Raw genomic sequence first — 16,173 nt, 5'->3', positions numbered from 1 at the left:
CGGCTGTTTATGCCTAAAGCAGGGCGGGCCAGATTGCGTCACGAATCTCTGGTTCATGCTTCGAAAAAACGCTGACGCATGCACCAGCGGTCACGATAATCCACTCACGTTGCTGCTCGTTGTAGCCGAGACGCGCATTTTCTTCCTTTGCCCAGCCGCCATCGAAAACCTCAAGGACGGGATAACCTGAAGGAAAGTCCTCAGCCGTCCAGTACTCCGCAAGCGGAACTTCGTCCAAAAGCCTAAAGCCGTCAACCTGAGAAAACGTGACTTCAATGCCACCGTCCATGTTGCGGTTTCGAAGGACGCGTATCGACAGGCGGCCGTCGTAGGAAACAGAGTGAATGTCCGCGCCCCAGTCAAATTGCTCTTGGTACCCAAATGACTTCGCTTTGATTGGCATGTACTTTTTTTCTTAGAAGGCTTGATATGCGTGGAAATAAAACGGATATGGAAACAGGGCCGGAGTAGTTGGCATGGACAACGACCGCTTCTGGCCGGTTGCAGCCTAGCCGAAAACCTGTGTGTGCCAATACATTGTCGGAGCAGCAAACCAACCTTCATTCCGGGCATTTCTAAACTGAGCCAGCTGCCTCATGGGTATTTGATACCGGAAAAAAGCGCTAGCAAGTCCGTTAAGGATGCTTTACTGAGGTTCAATGATTTCACCACAAGAGTATCCTGCTCCCACCGAAGCGTACCCGAAATTTGCATGCCCCACTTGAACAAATGTCGTTCGTCAAGTTGCGAGCCAAAGGTGATGCCAGAACAGTCAAGTCGAACCATCAATTCTTTCCATTCATTGCTCTGAGTGCTTTCCAATGGCTGCTCCTGGCCGATAGCGCACATAGCTATCGGGGGGGCAGGATTATTTTTTGTTGGCCTGCAGCGCCGTTTCGTGATACTGCCAAAGCACGTTCAAGATCTTCCACTCGCCATGATCGTTCTTGTATAAATGCATATAATCGATCCACTCATCCACGGTCAATTTGACGCTTGCCACGCGCTGGTCGACATCGAGGATTTTGATATCAACACGCGGTTGCGTAGGGAATTTCGTGCCGTCCTTGTTGTAGTTACTGGCGACCTTGAGCATGGTGTCGAAGTCCGTGTTCATGATAAATTCAGAACCATCGGCGGCCCGCCAGTAAGTGCGTTTCGCGAGCTTCGGGTCTATGCCACGCTCCATGCGGGCCGGATTAGCTTGGTGTTGCGACTCAATGTAGTCGCGCACCGCGCGTTCAATTTGTTCGTCAGCGATACTGACCGCCTGCGCGAACACTGGCATTAAAGCAAACAAGACAATCAATATAGCTCGCTTCATGATGGATCTTTCTTTACTTAGGGCTGCTCTTGGTCGCTTGCCGCCATTGGCAGCCTCTGCATTCAAGGCTGAATGGGTGCCATTTCCTGTGCGGCGCGCACGAAATCCATAGTCCAGTTCGTTTCCCAGCTTCTTCCTTGATCCTTGGAAAAAGCTTGCTCCCAGCGAGGATTTTTCCCCGGTGTGGCAGTCCAGGTAAAACGCACTTTTATTGCTTGGCCATCGAGTACGTCATCTGCAAAAAATACGCCGATGTGATTGGAGAATTTTCCTACAACGGGGACATCCAGCGTTGCCGGCTTGCGTGCATCGAGCCACCAGATCGACCAAGTTTCGGATGTGATGCAAAACGAGCGCAGTGCAAGGGCGCGGAAGCTACCTTCCGGAAAGTAGAGAACGTTGTCCTCCAGGTTGCCAAAGCCGCCCAATGTCTTGACGGTCGAAGAGAGCCCGTCAAACTCTGTCCACTCCTTGCAATGCGTGAATCTGGAATTGAGCCGTCGATGTTTGACCAGCCAATCGCCGATGATGAAATCAAAGTCCCGGGGGGCGTTTTTCTCAGCTGGCAAGTGCATTGACGGTGTCCTGGATTTAATTTAAGGCGATGAGCGAACTGGCTTTTCATTGCCGATTTGGCTCGATAGCGACCGTAGAGAATAGCAAATTCCCGGCAAGAAAAATGCATATATTTGTCACGCCAGTGAAATGTCCACTGCTGGCCGCCTGCTGTTTGGCAGGAAGAGCGTCCCGCTACTGCAGCCTGTGTCGGAAAGTCGGCTCGATATTGCGCGCATGCAGCCAGCGCACGATGTCTTCCAGCGTAGCGTCCTGCAACAGCAAGCCAGATGAGACGGCCGACACCGGAAATGCGGCGACGGGCGCGGACACAGCATCAGCCGGCCCCGCATGTTCCTGCAATTTCGCCAGCGCCTGCGCGAATTGTCCCGGATTGATGCTGCGCAAGCTTTCCAGGAAGCCCAGCTGGGCGGCTGGCGGCGGCGGCATGTCCAGGCCCGGCTCGTCGACGAAGGCGGCGCCCATGCTGGGGTGGATGAAGGCGGCCCACTTGCCCGACGGCTGCAAGGCGGGTGGCAGCGCCGCCTGCTCCACGTCGGCGGGCGGCGCTGCGGCGAGGATGTCCGTCGAGGCGGATAAAAAGGTGGAACGCAGCAGCTGCACGAACTGGCGCGCCTGGGCGACGGGTACGGGCGTGGCCAGCGACAGCCACAGCTGGAACGCCGTGCCCGAAATGCTGACGGCGGGCGCCGGCAAGTCCAGCTCGTGCTGCACGGCATTGGCGATCGCGCATAGCGCGCTCCAGTGCGCTTCTCCGCCGCCCTTGCCGCCAAATTCCAGCACCAGCGCACGCGTCAGACCGCTCCCGGTCACGAGTTGCACGGCCACCGTCTGCTCACCCGACAGATGGCGCGCCAGCACGGCCGGCGTGAGCAACCGCGCGCCGCCGTCCTCATCCAGATAGTGCTGCTGTTCATCGAACAGGTACAGGCGGGTGAGTTCGGAAATCAGTTTGTGCATGGGCGGCCTCGTGATGACATTGGCAAGACTTGCCAACATGCCCGGATTATAGCCTCCTGGCTATTCGCGCACCGGCAACCCTGCCGCCTGCCGCGCCCGCCCGGCGCCAAACACCAGCCAGCTGGCCACGGCGAACAGGCAGGCGGCCACGCCGCCGTACAGCATCACGGCGCCAAATCCCTGAACCAATGCAAGCTTGGCCACGCCGGCCGGCAGCGCGCCGGCGCCCTTGCCTGCCGATAAATCCTCGGCCATGGCGCGCAAGGTGGCCGCGTCCAGTCCGCCGGGAAGATGCGGCCGCAAGGCGGACTGGATGGCGGCGACGAGGATAAAGCCCATCAGCGCGATATTGATGGACAGGCTGACCATACGGGCGCTGATGTCAATGCTGGACGCCATGCCGGCCCGTTCGCCGGGCACGGCGCCCGTCGTCGTGTTGGTGACAGGCGTGTTGGTCAAGCCCAGACCCGTGCCCGCCAGCAGGCAGCCGGGCAGGATCGTCAGCCAGCTGGCGGCCGCCGCCTGGCTGCCCCACAGCATCAGCAAGAAACCCGCGCCGATGGCCAGCAAGCCGGCGGGGATCACCGCATCGGCCCGGTAGCGCAGCGCCAGCCGCTCGGCCAGCGGCGGCACGAGCAAGGTGGGCAAGGTGTAGGCCAGCAAGGTCAGGCCCGTGTCCAGGCTGTCGTAGCCGAGGCCATGCTGCACATACAGGGGCAGATAAATCATGAGCGGCCAGAAACTGCAGTTCATGCCCGCCGAACCGAGCAAGGCGCCCGAGAAGCGGCGGATGCGAAAGACGGCAAAATCGACCATCGGTTCGGCCTGGCGCCGTTCGATGAAGGCAAACGCGGCAAAACCGGCCAGCGCCATGCCCAGGCTGGCCATTGTGCGCGGGTCCGCAAAACCCAGCGCCGGCCCCTGCGTGAGGCACCAGGCCAGGCTGAACACGGCCAGCGACAAGGTGGCGATGCCGGCCACGTCCAGCTTGCGCCGCTGCGGGTCGCGCGATTCGCTCACTCCCAGCGCCACCGGCAGCATTGCCGCCAGCGCAAGCGGCCCGTGCACGAGAAATACCCACTGCCAGCTTGACAGCGCCACGATGGCCGCGCCGATGATGGGTCCGAAGCCCAGGCCCAGGCCAAATACGATGCCCCAGGCGCCAAACGCCCGGCCCCGCGCGGCGCCCGCCGGGAATTGCCGCGACAGCACGGCCACCTGGCAAATCAGCATGGCGCCGCCGGCCATGCCCTGTACTGCGCGCGCCGCGATCAGCACGCCCGTGCTGCCGGCCCAGCCGCATGCCAGGGAACTGACACCGAACAATGCCAGGCTGGCGAGCAGCAAGCGCTTGCGGCCATAGCGGTCGGCCAGGGTGCCCGTAGCCATCAGCACGGTAGTGCAGGCCAGGGTGTAGGCATTCATGATCCATTGCAAGTCCTTGAAATCGCCATGCAGCACGGTTTCCAGGGTGGGCAGGATGACGGGCACGCTGGAAATTTCCAGGCCAAACATCAGCGAGGCCAGGCAGACGGCGGCCAGGGTGAGTGCGTTTTGTTGCGAAGTAGTCAGGTGCATCGAAGCCTTGCTTTCGGTAGTCATGGAGGGACGCGTAGTGCCGCAGCACTGCAAGCGGCCATTCTAGAAAATGTCGATTCATGAGGGAAATGATAAAATTTTGTACAATTCATTCATTTTCATCATGAATCACGGGAGCGCCATGGACTTCGATACCGCCCTGCTGCGCGCCTTTGTGGCGGTACAGGACACGGGCGGCTTTACGCGCGCCGCCGAACGGCTGCACCTGAGCCAGTCCGCCATCAGCCACCAGATCCGCCGCCTGGAAGAGCAAGCGGGCACCGCGCTGCTGCTGCGCACGACGCGCAGCCTGCGCCTGACGGAAGACGGCGAGGATTTCCTGCGCCATGCGCGGCAGATCCTGACGGCCCAGGATGCCCTGTCGCGGCGCTTCCAGCGTTCCTCGATTGCGGGCGCCGTGCGCTTTGGCGTGCCGGAAAATTTCATGGGCGCGCGCCTGCCCGCCCTGCTGGCGAAATTCGCGCACCTATTTCCCGCCGTGCGCCTGGATGTCACGGTGGGCACCTATCTTGACTTGCAAAAACTGGTCGCCGCCGATGCGCTGGACCTGGCCGTTGTCATGACCCTGGCCGATGGCCAGGATGAGGCGGCCATGCTGCGCCGCACGCGCTTCGTCTGGGCCGCGGCGCACGATTTCCGGCACGATGGCGCGTTGCCGCTGCCGCTGGCGTTTTCACCCGCGCCCTGCATGCACCGGCAAGTGGGCGTCGACGCCCTCGATGGCGCCGGAATCGACTGGCGCGTGGCGTTCACCTCGCCCAGCCAGCAGGGCCTGCGCGCCGCCGTGCTGGCGGGCTTGGCGATCACGGCCCTGCCGCAAGGCGACCTGGAAGCGGGCATGGTGGTCATCGATGGCCGGCATGGCTTGCCCGCCCTGCCCGCAGCCCGGTTCCAGCTGCTCTGGCGCGCCGCCAGCAGCACGGCGGCGGCCGAAGCGTTCGGACAATTGCTGCGCGAGTGGTCAGCCGCCGCAGCGGCATGAAGTTGCAAAAAAGTGTAGCCTTCACAAATGTACATTTTCAGGCTAAAGGAAATCCTTTCCCATGACATCCCGTACTTTTCTCGTCACTGGCGCGACACGCGGTATCGGTTATGCCATCAGCACCTTGCTGCATCAGCAAGGCCATCGGGTCGTCGGCATCGCCCGGCACATTGAAGGCGTGGACTTTCCCGGCACCTTGGTGGCCTGCGATCTTGGCGACCTGGCGCAAACGGCGCAGGTTCTCAAGGCGCTTGAACAAGAGTTTGACATCGTTGGCATCGTGAACAATGCAGGCATTGCCTCACCCCAGCCGCTGGGGCAAATCGACTTTGCCACCTTGCAGAACGTCTTCGACCTGAACGTGCGCGCCGCCATCCAGGTGACGCAGCAGTTCGTGGAGGCGATGAAGCGGCGCCGCTATGGCCGGATCGTGAATATCTGCAGCCGGGCCATCCACGGCAACGTGAACCGCACCGCCTATTCCGCCGCCAAAAGCGCCCTGGTCGGCTGCACGAAAACCTGGGCGCTGGAGTTGGCCGAACACGGCGTGACGGTCAATGCGGTCGCGCCAGGCCCAGTGGAAACGGAACTGTTCCGCAAGACCCGCCCCGTCGGCAGCGAGATGGAACGCCAGGTGCTTGCAACGATACCGATGCGTCGCCTGGGACAGCCCGATGAAATTGCCGCCGCCGTCGGCTTCCTGCTATCGGAACAAGCCAGTTACGTGACAGGCCAGGTGCTGGCGGTCGATGGCGGAGGCAGCCTGGGCGGGCGCGCCTGAGCAGCCGTTAAAAAAACCGGGGACCGGCGCCACGATGGCGGCAGACAGCTCGGCGCCGGCGGCCATTTGAGCCAGCGCAAGCCTCCTCCGGGCGTGAACGGCGAATTGCACGAACACGCATTTACCCGCCGCCTGCGCAGGACTATAGTGGCGTCTTCCCAATCTGTTCAAGGACAGGATCGCCATGAAACTCTTTTACTCTCCGGGTGCCTGCTCGCTGGCGCCGCACATCATCCTGCGCGAAACGGGCACGCCATTCACTCTGGTCAAGGTCGACCTGGGCCAGCACAAGACGCCGGAAGGCGGCAATTACTATGAACTGAACCCGAAAGGCCTGGTGCCGCTGCTGGCGCTCGACGATGGCAGGACCTTGAGCGAAGGCCCCGTCATCGCCCAGTACATCGCCGAGCAGGCCGGCAAAGAGGATCTGCTGCCGCCTGTGGGCAACTTTGCCCGCTACAAGGTGATGGAATGGCAAAATTACATCACCTCCGAGCTGCACAAATCGTTCAGTCCCCTGTTCGATTCCCGCATCGACGCCGCCACCAAGACCATCTTCATCGAGCAACTGGGCAAGAAATATGCGTGGATCAACAGCCGCCTGGAAGGCCAGGCCTACCTGACCGGCGACACGATGACCGTGGCCGATCCCTACCTGTTCGCCGTGACAGGCTGGGCGCCGCAGCTGGGCGTGGACCTGTCGCAGCTGGCCAATGTGCAGGCATTCCTGGGCCGCATGACCGAGCGCGACAGCGTCAAGGCTGCTTGGGAAGCGGAAGGACTGGCCAAGGCTGCCTGAGGGCCGTTGCACGGGGTTTCCCTGGACTGGCGGCGCGCGACAGTCCCGTGCTAAGATCGTGGCGTCGAAAAAGGTGGACCGGCGTGGTGAGCCCCGGTCAGCCGTCCGCCTGCGGACGGTCATATTCCAGCCCTGGGGGCCGCGGACCACGACGAAAAGCGGACGTGCGCCGTTTTTTCGTCGGCGTGCGTTCCGTCATCCTGCTGCCTGAACGGCGTTCCGCCTGCCGCGAAAATTCACCACGTCCTTGACCGAGTGTGCTCTGCACAACATCCAGGACGACATCATGAAACCTGCTTCAATCCACACCCCTGTACTCATCATCGGCGGCAGCCTCGTCGGGCTTTCAGCCTCGCTCTTCCTCGCATGGCGGGGCGTACCGCACATCCTCGTTGAAAAACACCACGGCAGCGCCGCGCACCCCCGCGCCACGGGCTTCACGGAACACACGCTGGAATTTTTCCGTGCCGCCGGCATCGCCGAGCGCATTCCCCAGGTACCGCCCGGCACCAGCGTGCGCCGCGCACGCGTGGAAAGTCTGGCGGGTCAGCACTACGAGGAATTGCCATGGACGCCGGGCCAGCCGGAAGAGCGCGACGGCAAGGCCTCGCCCATGGCCGGCGCCGCCATCGCCCAGGACTTGCTGGAACCGATACTGCGCGAGGCCGCCCGCGCACGGGGCGCCGACCTGCGCACGGGCGTGGAACTGTTGTCCGTGCAGCAGGATGCGCAGCGCGTCACGGCGCAGCTGCGCCAGCGCGACACGGGCGCATGCTATGCCGTCACGGCCGATTACCTGATCGCCGCCGATGGCGCGGCCAGCCCCATCCGCGAACAGCTGGGCATCGCGCGCCAAGGCGCCGGCCCCCTGCGCGTGCTGCGCAGCGTGCTGTTCCGCTGCGCGGAGGCGGACGCCTTTCTGGAACAGGGCATCCGCCAGTTCGACATCGACCAGCCAGGCTTCAAAGGCTTCCTGGGCACGTATTCGGATGGGCGCTGGTTCCTCATGTTTGAAGAACAAAGCGATAGCACTGACGAGCAATTGCGGGCGCTGGTCCGCCAGGCCCTGGGCAAGGACATGGTCTTCGAACTGATCACCACAGGGCGCTGGGAGCTGGCCGGCCTGATCGCGGACAGGTTCAGCGAGGGGCGCATTTTCCTGGCCGGCGATTCTGCCCATCAATTGCCGCCCACACGGGGTGGCTACGGCGCCAACACGGGCATAGACGACGTCTACAACCTGGCATGGAAGCTGCAAAGGGTCCTGCGGCGGCAATCGCGCCCCGCCCTGCTCGACACCTATACGGACGAGCGCCGGCCCATCGCCTGGCTGCGGCACCAGCAAACCTTCGCCCGGCCGGACTATGCGAAATGGGTCGGCGATGGCTATCAGGACGCGCCACTGTATGGCAATCTGGCGATGGAACTGGGCCAGCTGACGCGGTCCAGCGCCATCCTCGGCGCGGACGCGGCACTGCCGCCGGCCGCCCATCCGCGCGACTGGGCCGGCCAGCCAGGCACGCGCGCGCCCCACGTATGGGTCCGGCATCGCGGCAACAGCATCTCCAGCATCGACCTGTTGACCGAGGATTTCGTGCTGCTGACAGCCGATCCGCGCTGGTCCGCCGCCGCCGCGCACATATCGTTGAAGACCTTGCTGGCCGACGCCGACGTGGTTTTCCCCGCCGACCTGGCCTTCGGCGCCACCTTCGGCACAGGCGATGACGGCGCCGTGATCGTCCGGCCGGACGGCATCATCGCCTGGCGCTCGGCGCCGTCTGCGGCGCCAAGCGCCACGCTGCTGCGCGCGGTGATGGAAAAAATCGCCTTGCCGCACGGCTGACGGCAACGGCGCCGCCGCGCTGTGCGAAAATGCCCGGCTTTGCCATAGCCGGACTTTGCCCATGCCGCACGCTGCCCTCGCTACCATTGCTATCCTTTCCGAACGCGACGCGGGCCGCATCGCCCGCCACGCCCAGACGGCCGACGCGGCCCGCTTTTTGCATCCGGCCCAGCAAGCCTTGCTGCACCGGCGCGGCTGGCTGACGATGCTGGCGCCGCGCAGCGCGGGCGGCGCCGAGCTGCCCTTGCCGCAAGTGGTGCGTCTGGAAGAAGCCGTGGCCGCCGTCGATGGCAGCATGGGCTGGGTGCTGACCCTGTGCGCGGGCGCGGGCTGGTTCGCGGGCTTTCTGGCGCCTGCCATGGCGCAGTCCATCATCGGCACGCCGCGCGTCTGCCTGGGCGGCAGCGGCGCGGCCACCGGCTACGCGGAGGAAGAATGCGACGGCTACCGCATCACGGGCAGCTGGGACTACGCCAGCGGCGCGCCGATGGCCACGCACTTCACCCTGAACGCCCTGCTGCGGCGCGATGGCCAGCCCCTGCTCGATGCGGATGGCAAGCCGCGCATCCGCGCCTTCCTCGTGCCCGCCGCGCTGGTGCAACTGGTGCCCTCCTGGAACAGCATCGGCATGCGCGCCAGCGCCTCGCACAGCTATCGCATCGATGGCCAGTGGCTCGGCAAGGAACATGGCTTCACGATCAGTCCCGGCACCGCGACGGCCGACGGCCCCCTGTACCGCTACCCGTTCTACTCGCTCGCCTACGTGACCTTGGCCGCCAACGTGGCCGGCATGGCCGCCCATTTCATGCAATTGGCCGAGGAATGCATGCGCCACCGCCGCCACGCGCGCGCCGGGTTGCCCCTGCTGGACGTGCCGGAAGTGGCCGCATTCTTGCAAGGCAAGCAAGACGCCTTCACTGCCGCCCGTACCCGCTTCTATGCCGTGCTGGACGATAGCTGGGCAACGGTCGCCGCCGGCGCGGCGCTCGACGCGGACGGCATGCAGGCCGTGCAGACGAGTTCATTGGATTTGGTCGCCGTGTGCCGCGCGGCAGTCGATGGCCTGTATCCGTACTGCGGCCTGTACGCGGCCCGCGAAGACAGCACCATCAACCGCGTCTGGCGCGATTTCCATACGGCCAGCCAGCATTCACTGCTGCTGCCCTGACGGCCGCAGCTTGAGCGGTTCGGCAATGGTCAGCACCACCAGGAAGGTCAGGCAGGAAATGGCCGCCATGAAGCCGAACACATAATCCCAGCCGTAGTGGTCGAGCAGCATGCCGACGATCCACGGCGTGGCCGCGCCGCCCAGCTGGCCGCCCATGTTGACGACGGCGTTCGCCACGGGGAATTTTTCCTTCGACACGAATTGCATCGGATACACCATGTAGGCAGAGAAACCAATGCTCAGCAGTAAGCCCGTGAGGAACAGCAGCGCGCCGTATTGCAGCGGGTCGGCCGGCGCATGGATCAGCAAGTACATCATGACGGCCGTCGACAGGGCGGAAATGAGCATGCCGGGCTTGCGGCGCTTGTCGAGCACGCGGTCGGCCAGCAAGCCGCCCAGGATATTGCCGAAGACGGCGCCCACCCACGGCGCGGCCGCCACCATGCCCATGTTCATGATGGAAAACTGTTTTACGGTCAGCAAATACGTGGGGATCCAGGCCAGCAGCACGCTGGAAATGCCCAGCTGGCAGCAATAGCCGAGCGCGCAGCCGAGAATATTCCACGAAGCAAACACGCCGCGGCTGGTGGTAACAGCTGGCACCTCGCGCACACGGATCAGCTTGTCGAGCCAGGGCATGGGCCGCGACGTGGCCGCCGCGCCGGTGCTGCTGCCGTCCAGCGCCTTTTCCTCGATGACGGCCAGTTCTTCCCCGTTGACGAAGCGGCTTTCTGCCGGCTTGTTGGTGACCAGGAAATACCAGAAGATGGCCAGGATCACGCCGGGCACGGAAAACCAGATGAACACTTCGCGCCAGCCCCAGGCGGCGATGATGGCCGCGCCGAGGATGGGCGTGATGACGGGGCCGAACTTGACGGCGGACAGGAACAGGCCCGAGGCCGTGCCCTTCTCGCGCGAGGGAAACCAGTGATTGATGGTGGTCGTCACGCCGATCGGCAACGGCCCTTCGGCCAGGCCCAGGCCGATCCGGCACAGCTTTAATGACAGCAGGGAACCCACGAGCCCCGTCAGTCCCGTGGCAACCGACGTGAGCACCATGGAAATGGTAAACACCTTGCGCACGCCGAACTTCGACAGCAGCCAGGCGGAAGGCAGTTGCGCCAGCGCATACGCGACGAGGAACAGGCTGACGAGCCCGCCCGCGTCGGTATTGCTCATTTCGAATTCGCGGCGCAAGAAGGGCAAGACCACGCCCAGGTTGGCGCGGTCGGCGGCGGCTATCGTGTAGACGATGAAAAACAGGGCCGCGACGACCCAGCGGTAGCGCGTGGGACGGCGGGCGGCCAGCGGTGCCGCCGACGCCGCAGCCGGGGCGGTGGTAATGGTATGCATGAGGGTGTCTCCTGATTTTTTTGGTTATTGGCGAATGTCAGCGCAGTTCCAGCCGGCGCAAGGTCTCTTCCAGCCCCAGCAGGTCGACGGTCGTGGCGCCGTCTCGGATCTGCTGGCGAAATTGCGCTTCCTTTTCTTCGCGCTGGCGGCTTTTCAGCAGCACCGCGTCCACCTCGTGGCGCTTCACCACCACCACGCCGTCCTGGTCGCCGACGATGATGTCGCCCGGGTCGATGCCGACGTCGCCGATGGTGACGGTCACGTTCAGGCGTCCCGGCTGGTGCTTGCCCGTGCCCTTGATCGACAGGCCCCGGCTGAAGACGGGAAAGCCGGCTTCCGTCATGGCGGCCGCGTCGCGCACGGCGCCGTGGATCACCAGGCCGGCCAGGCCGATCCGCTGCGCCTGCTCGGTAAACACGTCGCCCCACACGCCCGCTTCCAGGAAACCCTTGGCGTCGACCACCAGCACGTCGCCGGGCCGGGCCTTGAGCATGGCGTAATGCAGCATCAGGTTGTCGGCCGGGCGCGTATCGACGGTCAGGGCGGGGCCGGCCAGGCGCATGCCGGGCGCAATCGGCTTGATGCCGCTGTCGAGCGCGCCTTTCGCGCCCTGCGCTTCATAGATGGTGGCCGCGCCCAGCTGGCGCAGGGCCTGCAAAGTGGCAATGGAAACATGCTGGTCCATGGTGTGCTTTCAAAGATGAAGTGAGGGAAGAATCAGGCGGCCGCGGGCTTGCGCTGCAGGGTGTGATAGCCGAACTGGCGCCGCGCGTTGCGCAGGGACATGCCGTCCAGCGCGGCGGCGACGATGCGCAACTCCACGGCCTGCATGGCCAGGGCCCGTTCGAAGACGTCGTGTGCCCTGCCCGCCGGCACGATGACGACGCCATCCTGGTCGGCCACGACGATGTCGCCTGGCGCCACGCGCACGCCGGCCAGGCTGACGGGTGCGCCGACGGCGTCCACCTGCACCCGGTCCTTGCCGGTGCGCATGAAACGCCCCAGCGCAAACAGGGGGTAGCCGGCCGCATCGGCTTCCGCCGTGTCGCGGCATACGCCGCCGATGACGGTGCCGGCCACGCCCCGCTGCGCGGCCAGCTGGCTCATGATGCCGCCCCATACCGTGCAGTCGCTGCGACCCGCGTTGTCGAGCACGGCAATGGCGCCGACAGGAATATCGTCGAGGTAATCGCCCACCGTGCCGGGCGACTGGCTGTCGACGGGCGCGAAGCGCACGGTGAAGGCGGGGCCGAACAGGCGCCGCGGTCCCGCCACAGGGACGAGGCCGGGCACGCTGCCGGGCAAACCGAAATAGTCGAGCGCGTCCGACACTTCCGCGCTGCTCAGGCCGCGGGCCTGCGTGAATACACTGTCTTCCATGAAACGTCTCCAGATCTTGTTGTCGTGGAGCTCAGTTTCATATAAAGTGTTTTCAATATCAAACATCGATTATTGACTCTTGGATCAATAAAAATGAACCTAAGACAGCTACGGTATTTTTGCGAGGTGGTGGAAGCGGGCAGCGCCGCGCACGCGGCCGAGCGCCTGCACGTGGCGCCCACGGCTATCAGCATGCAGCTGGGGCAGCTGGAAGAACACCTGGGCGGCGAGCTGTTCGACCGGTCACGCCGCCCGATGGAGCCGACCTCGCTGGGCCGGTTTTTCTATCCGCGCGCCAAGGAACTGCTGCTGCAGGCGGCGCGGCTGGACGACGAGGCCAAGGGCCTGGCGACGGGCAGCCACGGCTGGCTGGGCATCGCGTTTACCCGCTCGGCCACGTTTTCCGTGCTGCCGCGGGCCATCCGCCAGTTTCGCGCCGCCTATCCGCAGGTACAGCTGGACCTGGTCGAGGCGCTGTCCGAATACCAGCCGGCGCAGCTGCGCCAGGGTCGCATCGATATCGGCCTGTCGCGCTTCATCGGCCCCTGCGAAGCACCGCCCGACCTGTGCCATGCGGTCACGCTGGACGACCCGCTGGTGGCCGCCCTGCCCCTGCACCATCCATTGGCGGGACGCACGTCGCTGCGCGCGGCCGAGCTGGCGGGCATCCCCTTCATCCTGTATCCGAAAGACCCGATCAGCCCGTTCGGCCAGCAGATCGTCGCCGCGCTCAAGGCGGCGGGCGCCGAGCCGGCCGTCGCGTATTCCGCCGTGGAAATCTACACGGCCCTGTCATTGGTGGGCGCCGGCCTGGGCGCCACCTTGGTGGCCCGTTCCATCGCGGAAAACAACCGCACCGACGTGGTTTTCCTGCCCGTGGACGACATCGCCACGAGCACCACCGTGGTAGCCGTCACGCGGGCCGATGAAAAAAGCCGCCTGGTGGCGGCTTTCCTGGAGATTCTGGCGCATGGCGCAGGACGCTGACGGTGCCTCAGAAATCAAGGTGTTGCGTCCGTGTTCCAGCCAAAGGCTGGCGGACGCCATACGGACCGGATTGCCTGATACTATGGGACATTGCTACTTCCCGCTCCCCTATCCATGCACGTCAACACGCTCAGCAGCCTTGCGCAACTTTTGGCCAGCGCCGAAACGGAAACCTTGGCCTTTCCCACCAGCATCAATACGGCCCTGCTTCTGCAAAAGGAACTGGCCAACCCCGATTGCCACTCGGCCGACATCAGCCGGCTGCTGCTGTGCGAACCGACCTTGTCGGCGCGCGCCGTGGCGCTGGCCAATTCGGCCATGTTCGCGGCAGGCCAGGCGCCGGCCATCACCAGCGTGCGCGCCGCCGTCGAGCGGCTGGGCCACCGCAACCTGTATGCGCTGGCGACGGCGGCCGTCATCCGCCAGCTGAACGCGGGCATCCGCGACGAAGCCTTGCGCGCCCGCGCCACCCAGCTGTGGGCGCACACCGTGCACGTGGCGGTGCTGGCGCATGCGCTGGCAGGCACCGTCACGCAGACGGATGCCGATACGGCGCTGTTCGCCGGCATCGTGCATGAAGTGGCGGGCTTTTATCTGCTGGCCCAGGCCGACAAGACCCCGGGCCTGTACGACCACCTGGAAACGCAGATGGCCTCCACTCTGGAAGTGATCGGCCGCGCGCTGATGCGCCAGCTGGGCGTGCCACAGCCGGTGGCCGATGCCGTCAATACCTTGCCCGGCTCGACCATCATGCTGCCGCCCGAGGGCTTGCGCGACACCCTGCTGCTGGCCAAGGCGCTGGCGCCCGTTGCCTCGCCGCTGCCGCAGGCCGGCATCACCATCAGCGCGCCGCTGCAGGACTACCTGGAACACGATCCCGTGCTGCAGGCGCTGCGCACGCAGCCGTCAGCCGAAGCGAAGGCCCTGATCGAGGTACTGCTCAGCTGATGGCCGATCTGCTATGATGGCGCTGGCCGGGACGAACCCGGTCCGCTTTCATTGATGTCCACTGGAAAACTGCCTTGACTACCTCCTTACGCATGCTCGGCCTGGCCGCAGCTCTGACCATGGCGTGCAACGCCAACGCCGACAGCTTCGTTTCCTCGGCCTCCAGCGCCGGCTCCCAGTCGAGCGGCAGCATTTCCGATTCGCTCAACGGTTCGAGCAACAGCTCCTCGCGCGACAACAAGGTGGCCAATGGTCCCTACCGCATTATCGACGTGGCCGCCGTACCGGGCCGCGACGGCATGACGCGCCTGACCATGCAGGCCGACGCCACGGCAACGCCGCTGGTGCTGGACTTGCCGCAAGCGGCGCTCGACAAGCAGCAGCTGGCGCAGGGCGACGTGGTGCATGCGCAAAACCGCGCCTACGGCATCGAATTTTCGCGTAACGACACGCGCGCCGCCTTCTTCCTCGTGCTGGCCGACGACTGGTACGGCGAAATGGCCACGCGTCCCGTCAGCCTTTGATTCGTTTTCTCCCGCGAAGCCCGGCGCTGCTGCTGGGCGTTTGCGCCATCTTCAGCGCCGGCGCTGCGCAGGCAGGCACCTCGCTCGCCTCCTCGCGCTTTTGCGACCGCGCGCAGGAACTCACGGCCACGGAACAGGATCGGCTGTTGCGCTTTGCCGCCGTCGTGCGCGAAGAACTGGCCGCCAGTGTAGGCAGCGTGGCCCTGATCAGCCGCTCCGGCCTGGACCTGGCCCGCTTCGGCATCCGCTATTCGCACGCCGCGCTGGCGTGGCGCCACGACAACGACAGCGGCTGGTCCGCGCGCCAGTTGTACTACGCCTGCGACGAAGGCCGCCCGCGCATCTTCGACCAGGGCACGGCCGGTTTCGCCATGGGCACGAACAACCCATCGCTCGGCTATATCTCGCTCGTCAAACTGCCGGCGGAAACCGTGCCGCCCCTGCGCCGCGCGCTGCTCGATCCCGTGCGCGTGCAGCAATTGCTGGCGGGCCGCTACAGCGCCAACGCATACGCCTACAGCCTGAAATACCAGAATTGCAATCAGTGGGTAGCGGAAATGCTGGCCGCCGCCTGGGGCGAACTGGCCGCAGGCAGCGACTTGCGCGCGCGCGCCCAGGACTGGCTGCGCGCCGCGCCTTACGACACCGCCGCCGTCGACGTGGGTGCGCGCTGGCTGATGCTGGGATCGATCTTCGTGCCCCTCGTGCACATGGACGACCACCCGCAGGAAGCCATCGGCACGATGCAGCTGGCAGTGAGCCTGCCGGCCAGCCTGGAAGCGTTCGCGCGCCAGCGCCTGCCCGCCAGCGAGCGCGTGGAAATCTGCCACGACGGCAAGCAGGTGGTGGTACACCGGGGCTGGGATGCGATCGCCGACGGCTGCGTGCCCGGCGCGAACGACCGGATCATCGCCCTCGACGATACGCCGCACAGCACTCCCTGACGCCA

17 protein-coding genes are annotated in these 16,173 nt (G+C 64.7%); 9 read left to right on the top strand and 8 right to left on the bottom strand.

The annotated features are described in order from the left end of the window. Nucleotides 1–13: 13 nt before the first annotated feature. From GYK42_RS16555 to GYK42_RS16535, 5 genes are all read right to left on the bottom strand, one after another. Nucleotides 14–403: a hypothetical protein gene (locus GYK42_RS16555; RefSeq protein WP_166448370.1), complete on the bottom strand. Its 390-nt coding sequence runs from the start codon at nucleotides 401–403 to the stop codon at nucleotides 14–16. 465 nt (nucleotides 404–868) lie between these two features. After that, on the bottom strand, nucleotides 869–1,324 hold the full coding sequence (locus GYK42_RS16550; RefSeq protein WP_166448369.1) for a nuclear transport factor 2 family protein: 456 nt from the start codon (nucleotides 1,322–1,324) through the stop codon (nucleotides 869–871). Nucleotides 1,325–1,386: 62 nt separating this feature from the next. Continuing rightward, nucleotides 1,387–1,899, bottom strand: a complete 513-nt coding sequence (locus GYK42_RS16545) for a DUF1579 domain-containing protein (protein ID WP_166448368.1) — start codon at nucleotides 1,897–1,899, stop codon at nucleotides 1,387–1,389. A 175-nt stretch (nucleotides 1,900–2,074) separates the two neighbouring features. Next, nucleotides 2,075–2,860, bottom strand: coding sequence for a TOTE conflict system archaeo-eukaryotic primase domain-containing protein (locus GYK42_RS16540; protein ID WP_166448367.1), 786 nt, complete (start codon nucleotides 2,858–2,860; stop codon nucleotides 2,075–2,077). Nucleotides 2,861–2,920: 60 nt separating this feature from the next. Next, nucleotides 2,921–4,462: an MFS transporter gene (locus GYK42_RS16535; RefSeq protein WP_240943621.1), complete on the bottom strand. Its 1,542-nt coding sequence runs from the start codon at nucleotides 4,460–4,462 to the stop codon at nucleotides 2,921–2,923. Between the two features lie 118 nt (nucleotides 4,463–4,580). Here GYK42_RS16535 and GYK42_RS16530 point away from each other — a divergent pair, with 118 nt between their 5' ends. The 5 genes from GYK42_RS16530 (at nucleotide 4,581) to GYK42_RS16510 (ending at nucleotide 10,032) form a co-directional block, all read left to right on the top strand. Next, nucleotides 4,581–5,441 (top strand): LysR substrate-binding domain-containing protein, encoded by an 861-nt coding sequence (locus tag GYK42_RS16530; RefSeq protein WP_166448366.1) that lies wholly within the window; start codon nucleotides 4,581–4,583, stop codon nucleotides 5,439–5,441. 61 nt (nucleotides 5,442–5,502) lie between these two features. Further along, complete coding sequence (locus GYK42_RS16525) at nucleotides 5,503–6,222, top strand: SDR family oxidoreductase (RefSeq protein ID WP_166448365.1); 720 nt, start codon at nucleotides 5,503–5,505, stop codon at nucleotides 6,220–6,222. 184 nt (nucleotides 6,223–6,406) lie between these two features. After that, nucleotides 6,407–7,021: a glutathione transferase GstA gene (gstA, locus tag GYK42_RS16520; protein WP_166448364.1), complete on the top strand. Its 615-nt coding sequence runs from the start codon at nucleotides 6,407–6,409 to the stop codon at nucleotides 7,019–7,021. A gap of 286 nt (nucleotides 7,022–7,307) precedes the next feature. Then, nucleotides 7,308–8,864: an FAD-dependent monooxygenase gene (locus tag GYK42_RS16515; RefSeq protein ID WP_166448363.1), complete on the top strand. Its 1,557-nt coding sequence runs from the start codon at nucleotides 7,308–7,310 to the stop codon at nucleotides 8,862–8,864. Between the two features lie 61 nt (nucleotides 8,865–8,925). Then, nucleotides 8,926–10,032, top strand: a complete 1,107-nt coding sequence (locus GYK42_RS16510; RefSeq protein WP_166448362.1) for an acyl-CoA dehydrogenase — start codon at nucleotides 8,926–8,928, stop codon at nucleotides 10,030–10,032. On the opposite strand, the gene GYK42_RS16505 is transcribed toward GYK42_RS16510, so the two are convergent. Genes GYK42_RS16505 through GYK42_RS16495 form a run of 3 tightly spaced genes read right to left on the bottom strand, consistent with a single transcriptional unit; the run spans nucleotide 10,015 to nucleotide 12,765 of the window. After that, complete coding sequence (locus GYK42_RS16505) at nucleotides 10,015–11,385, bottom strand: MFS transporter (RefSeq protein ID WP_166448361.1); 1,371 nt, start codon at nucleotides 11,383–11,385, stop codon at nucleotides 10,015–10,017. The two genes, GYK42_RS16510 and GYK42_RS16505, sit on opposite strands and share 18 nt — an antisense overlap. Before the next feature lie 37 nt (nucleotides 11,386–11,422). After that, the gene (locus GYK42_RS16500; protein WP_166448360.1) at nucleotides 11,423–12,070 is read right to left on the bottom strand and encodes a 4-carboxy-4-hydroxy-2-oxoadipate aldolase/oxaloacetate decarboxylase; all 648 of its coding nucleotides are present in this window, start codon (nucleotides 12,068–12,070) and stop codon (nucleotides 11,423–11,425) included. Between the two features lie 32 nt (nucleotides 12,071–12,102). After that, complete coding sequence (locus GYK42_RS16495; protein WP_166448359.1) at nucleotides 12,103–12,765, bottom strand: RraA family protein; 663 nt, start codon at nucleotides 12,763–12,765, stop codon at nucleotides 12,103–12,105. 93 nt (nucleotides 12,766–12,858) lie between these two features. Between GYK42_RS16495 and GYK42_RS16490 the strand changes: the two genes are divergently transcribed. The 4 genes from GYK42_RS16490 to GYK42_RS16475 all read left to right on the top strand — a co-directional run bounded on the left by GYK42_RS16490 (nucleotide 12,859) and on the right by GYK42_RS16475 (nucleotide 16,168). Then, complete coding sequence (locus tag GYK42_RS16490) at nucleotides 12,859–13,752, top strand: LysR family transcriptional regulator (RefSeq protein ID WP_166448358.1); 894 nt, start codon at nucleotides 12,859–12,861, stop codon at nucleotides 13,750–13,752. Between the two features lie 150 nt (nucleotides 13,753–13,902). Further along, nucleotides 13,903–14,700 (top strand): HDOD domain-containing protein, encoded by a 798-nt coding sequence (locus GYK42_RS16485; protein ID WP_166448357.1) that lies wholly within the window; start codon nucleotides 13,903–13,905, stop codon nucleotides 14,698–14,700. A gap of 92 nt (nucleotides 14,701–14,792) precedes the next feature. Continuing rightward, the gene (locus GYK42_RS16480; protein ID WP_034788152.1) at nucleotides 14,793–15,224 is read left to right on the top strand and encodes a hypothetical protein; all 432 of its coding nucleotides are present in this window, start codon (nucleotides 14,793–14,795) and stop codon (nucleotides 15,222–15,224) included. Beyond that, nucleotides 15,221–16,168 (top strand): DUF2145 domain-containing protein, encoded by a 948-nt coding sequence (locus GYK42_RS16475; protein ID WP_240943620.1) that lies wholly within the window; start codon nucleotides 15,221–15,223, stop codon nucleotides 16,166–16,168. The genes GYK42_RS16480 and GYK42_RS16475 overlap by 4 nt, the downstream gene beginning before the upstream one ends. Nucleotides 16,169–16,173 lie beyond the last annotated feature (5 nt).

The organism is Janthinobacterium lividum (assembly GCF_011601275.1).
In the GTDB taxonomy this organism is placed as follows: domain Bacteria; phylum Pseudomonadota; class Gammaproteobacteria; order Burkholderiales; family Burkholderiaceae_D; genus Janthinobacterium; species Janthinobacterium lividum_E.
This window is presented reverse-complemented; position numbering and strand designations above follow the sequence as displayed.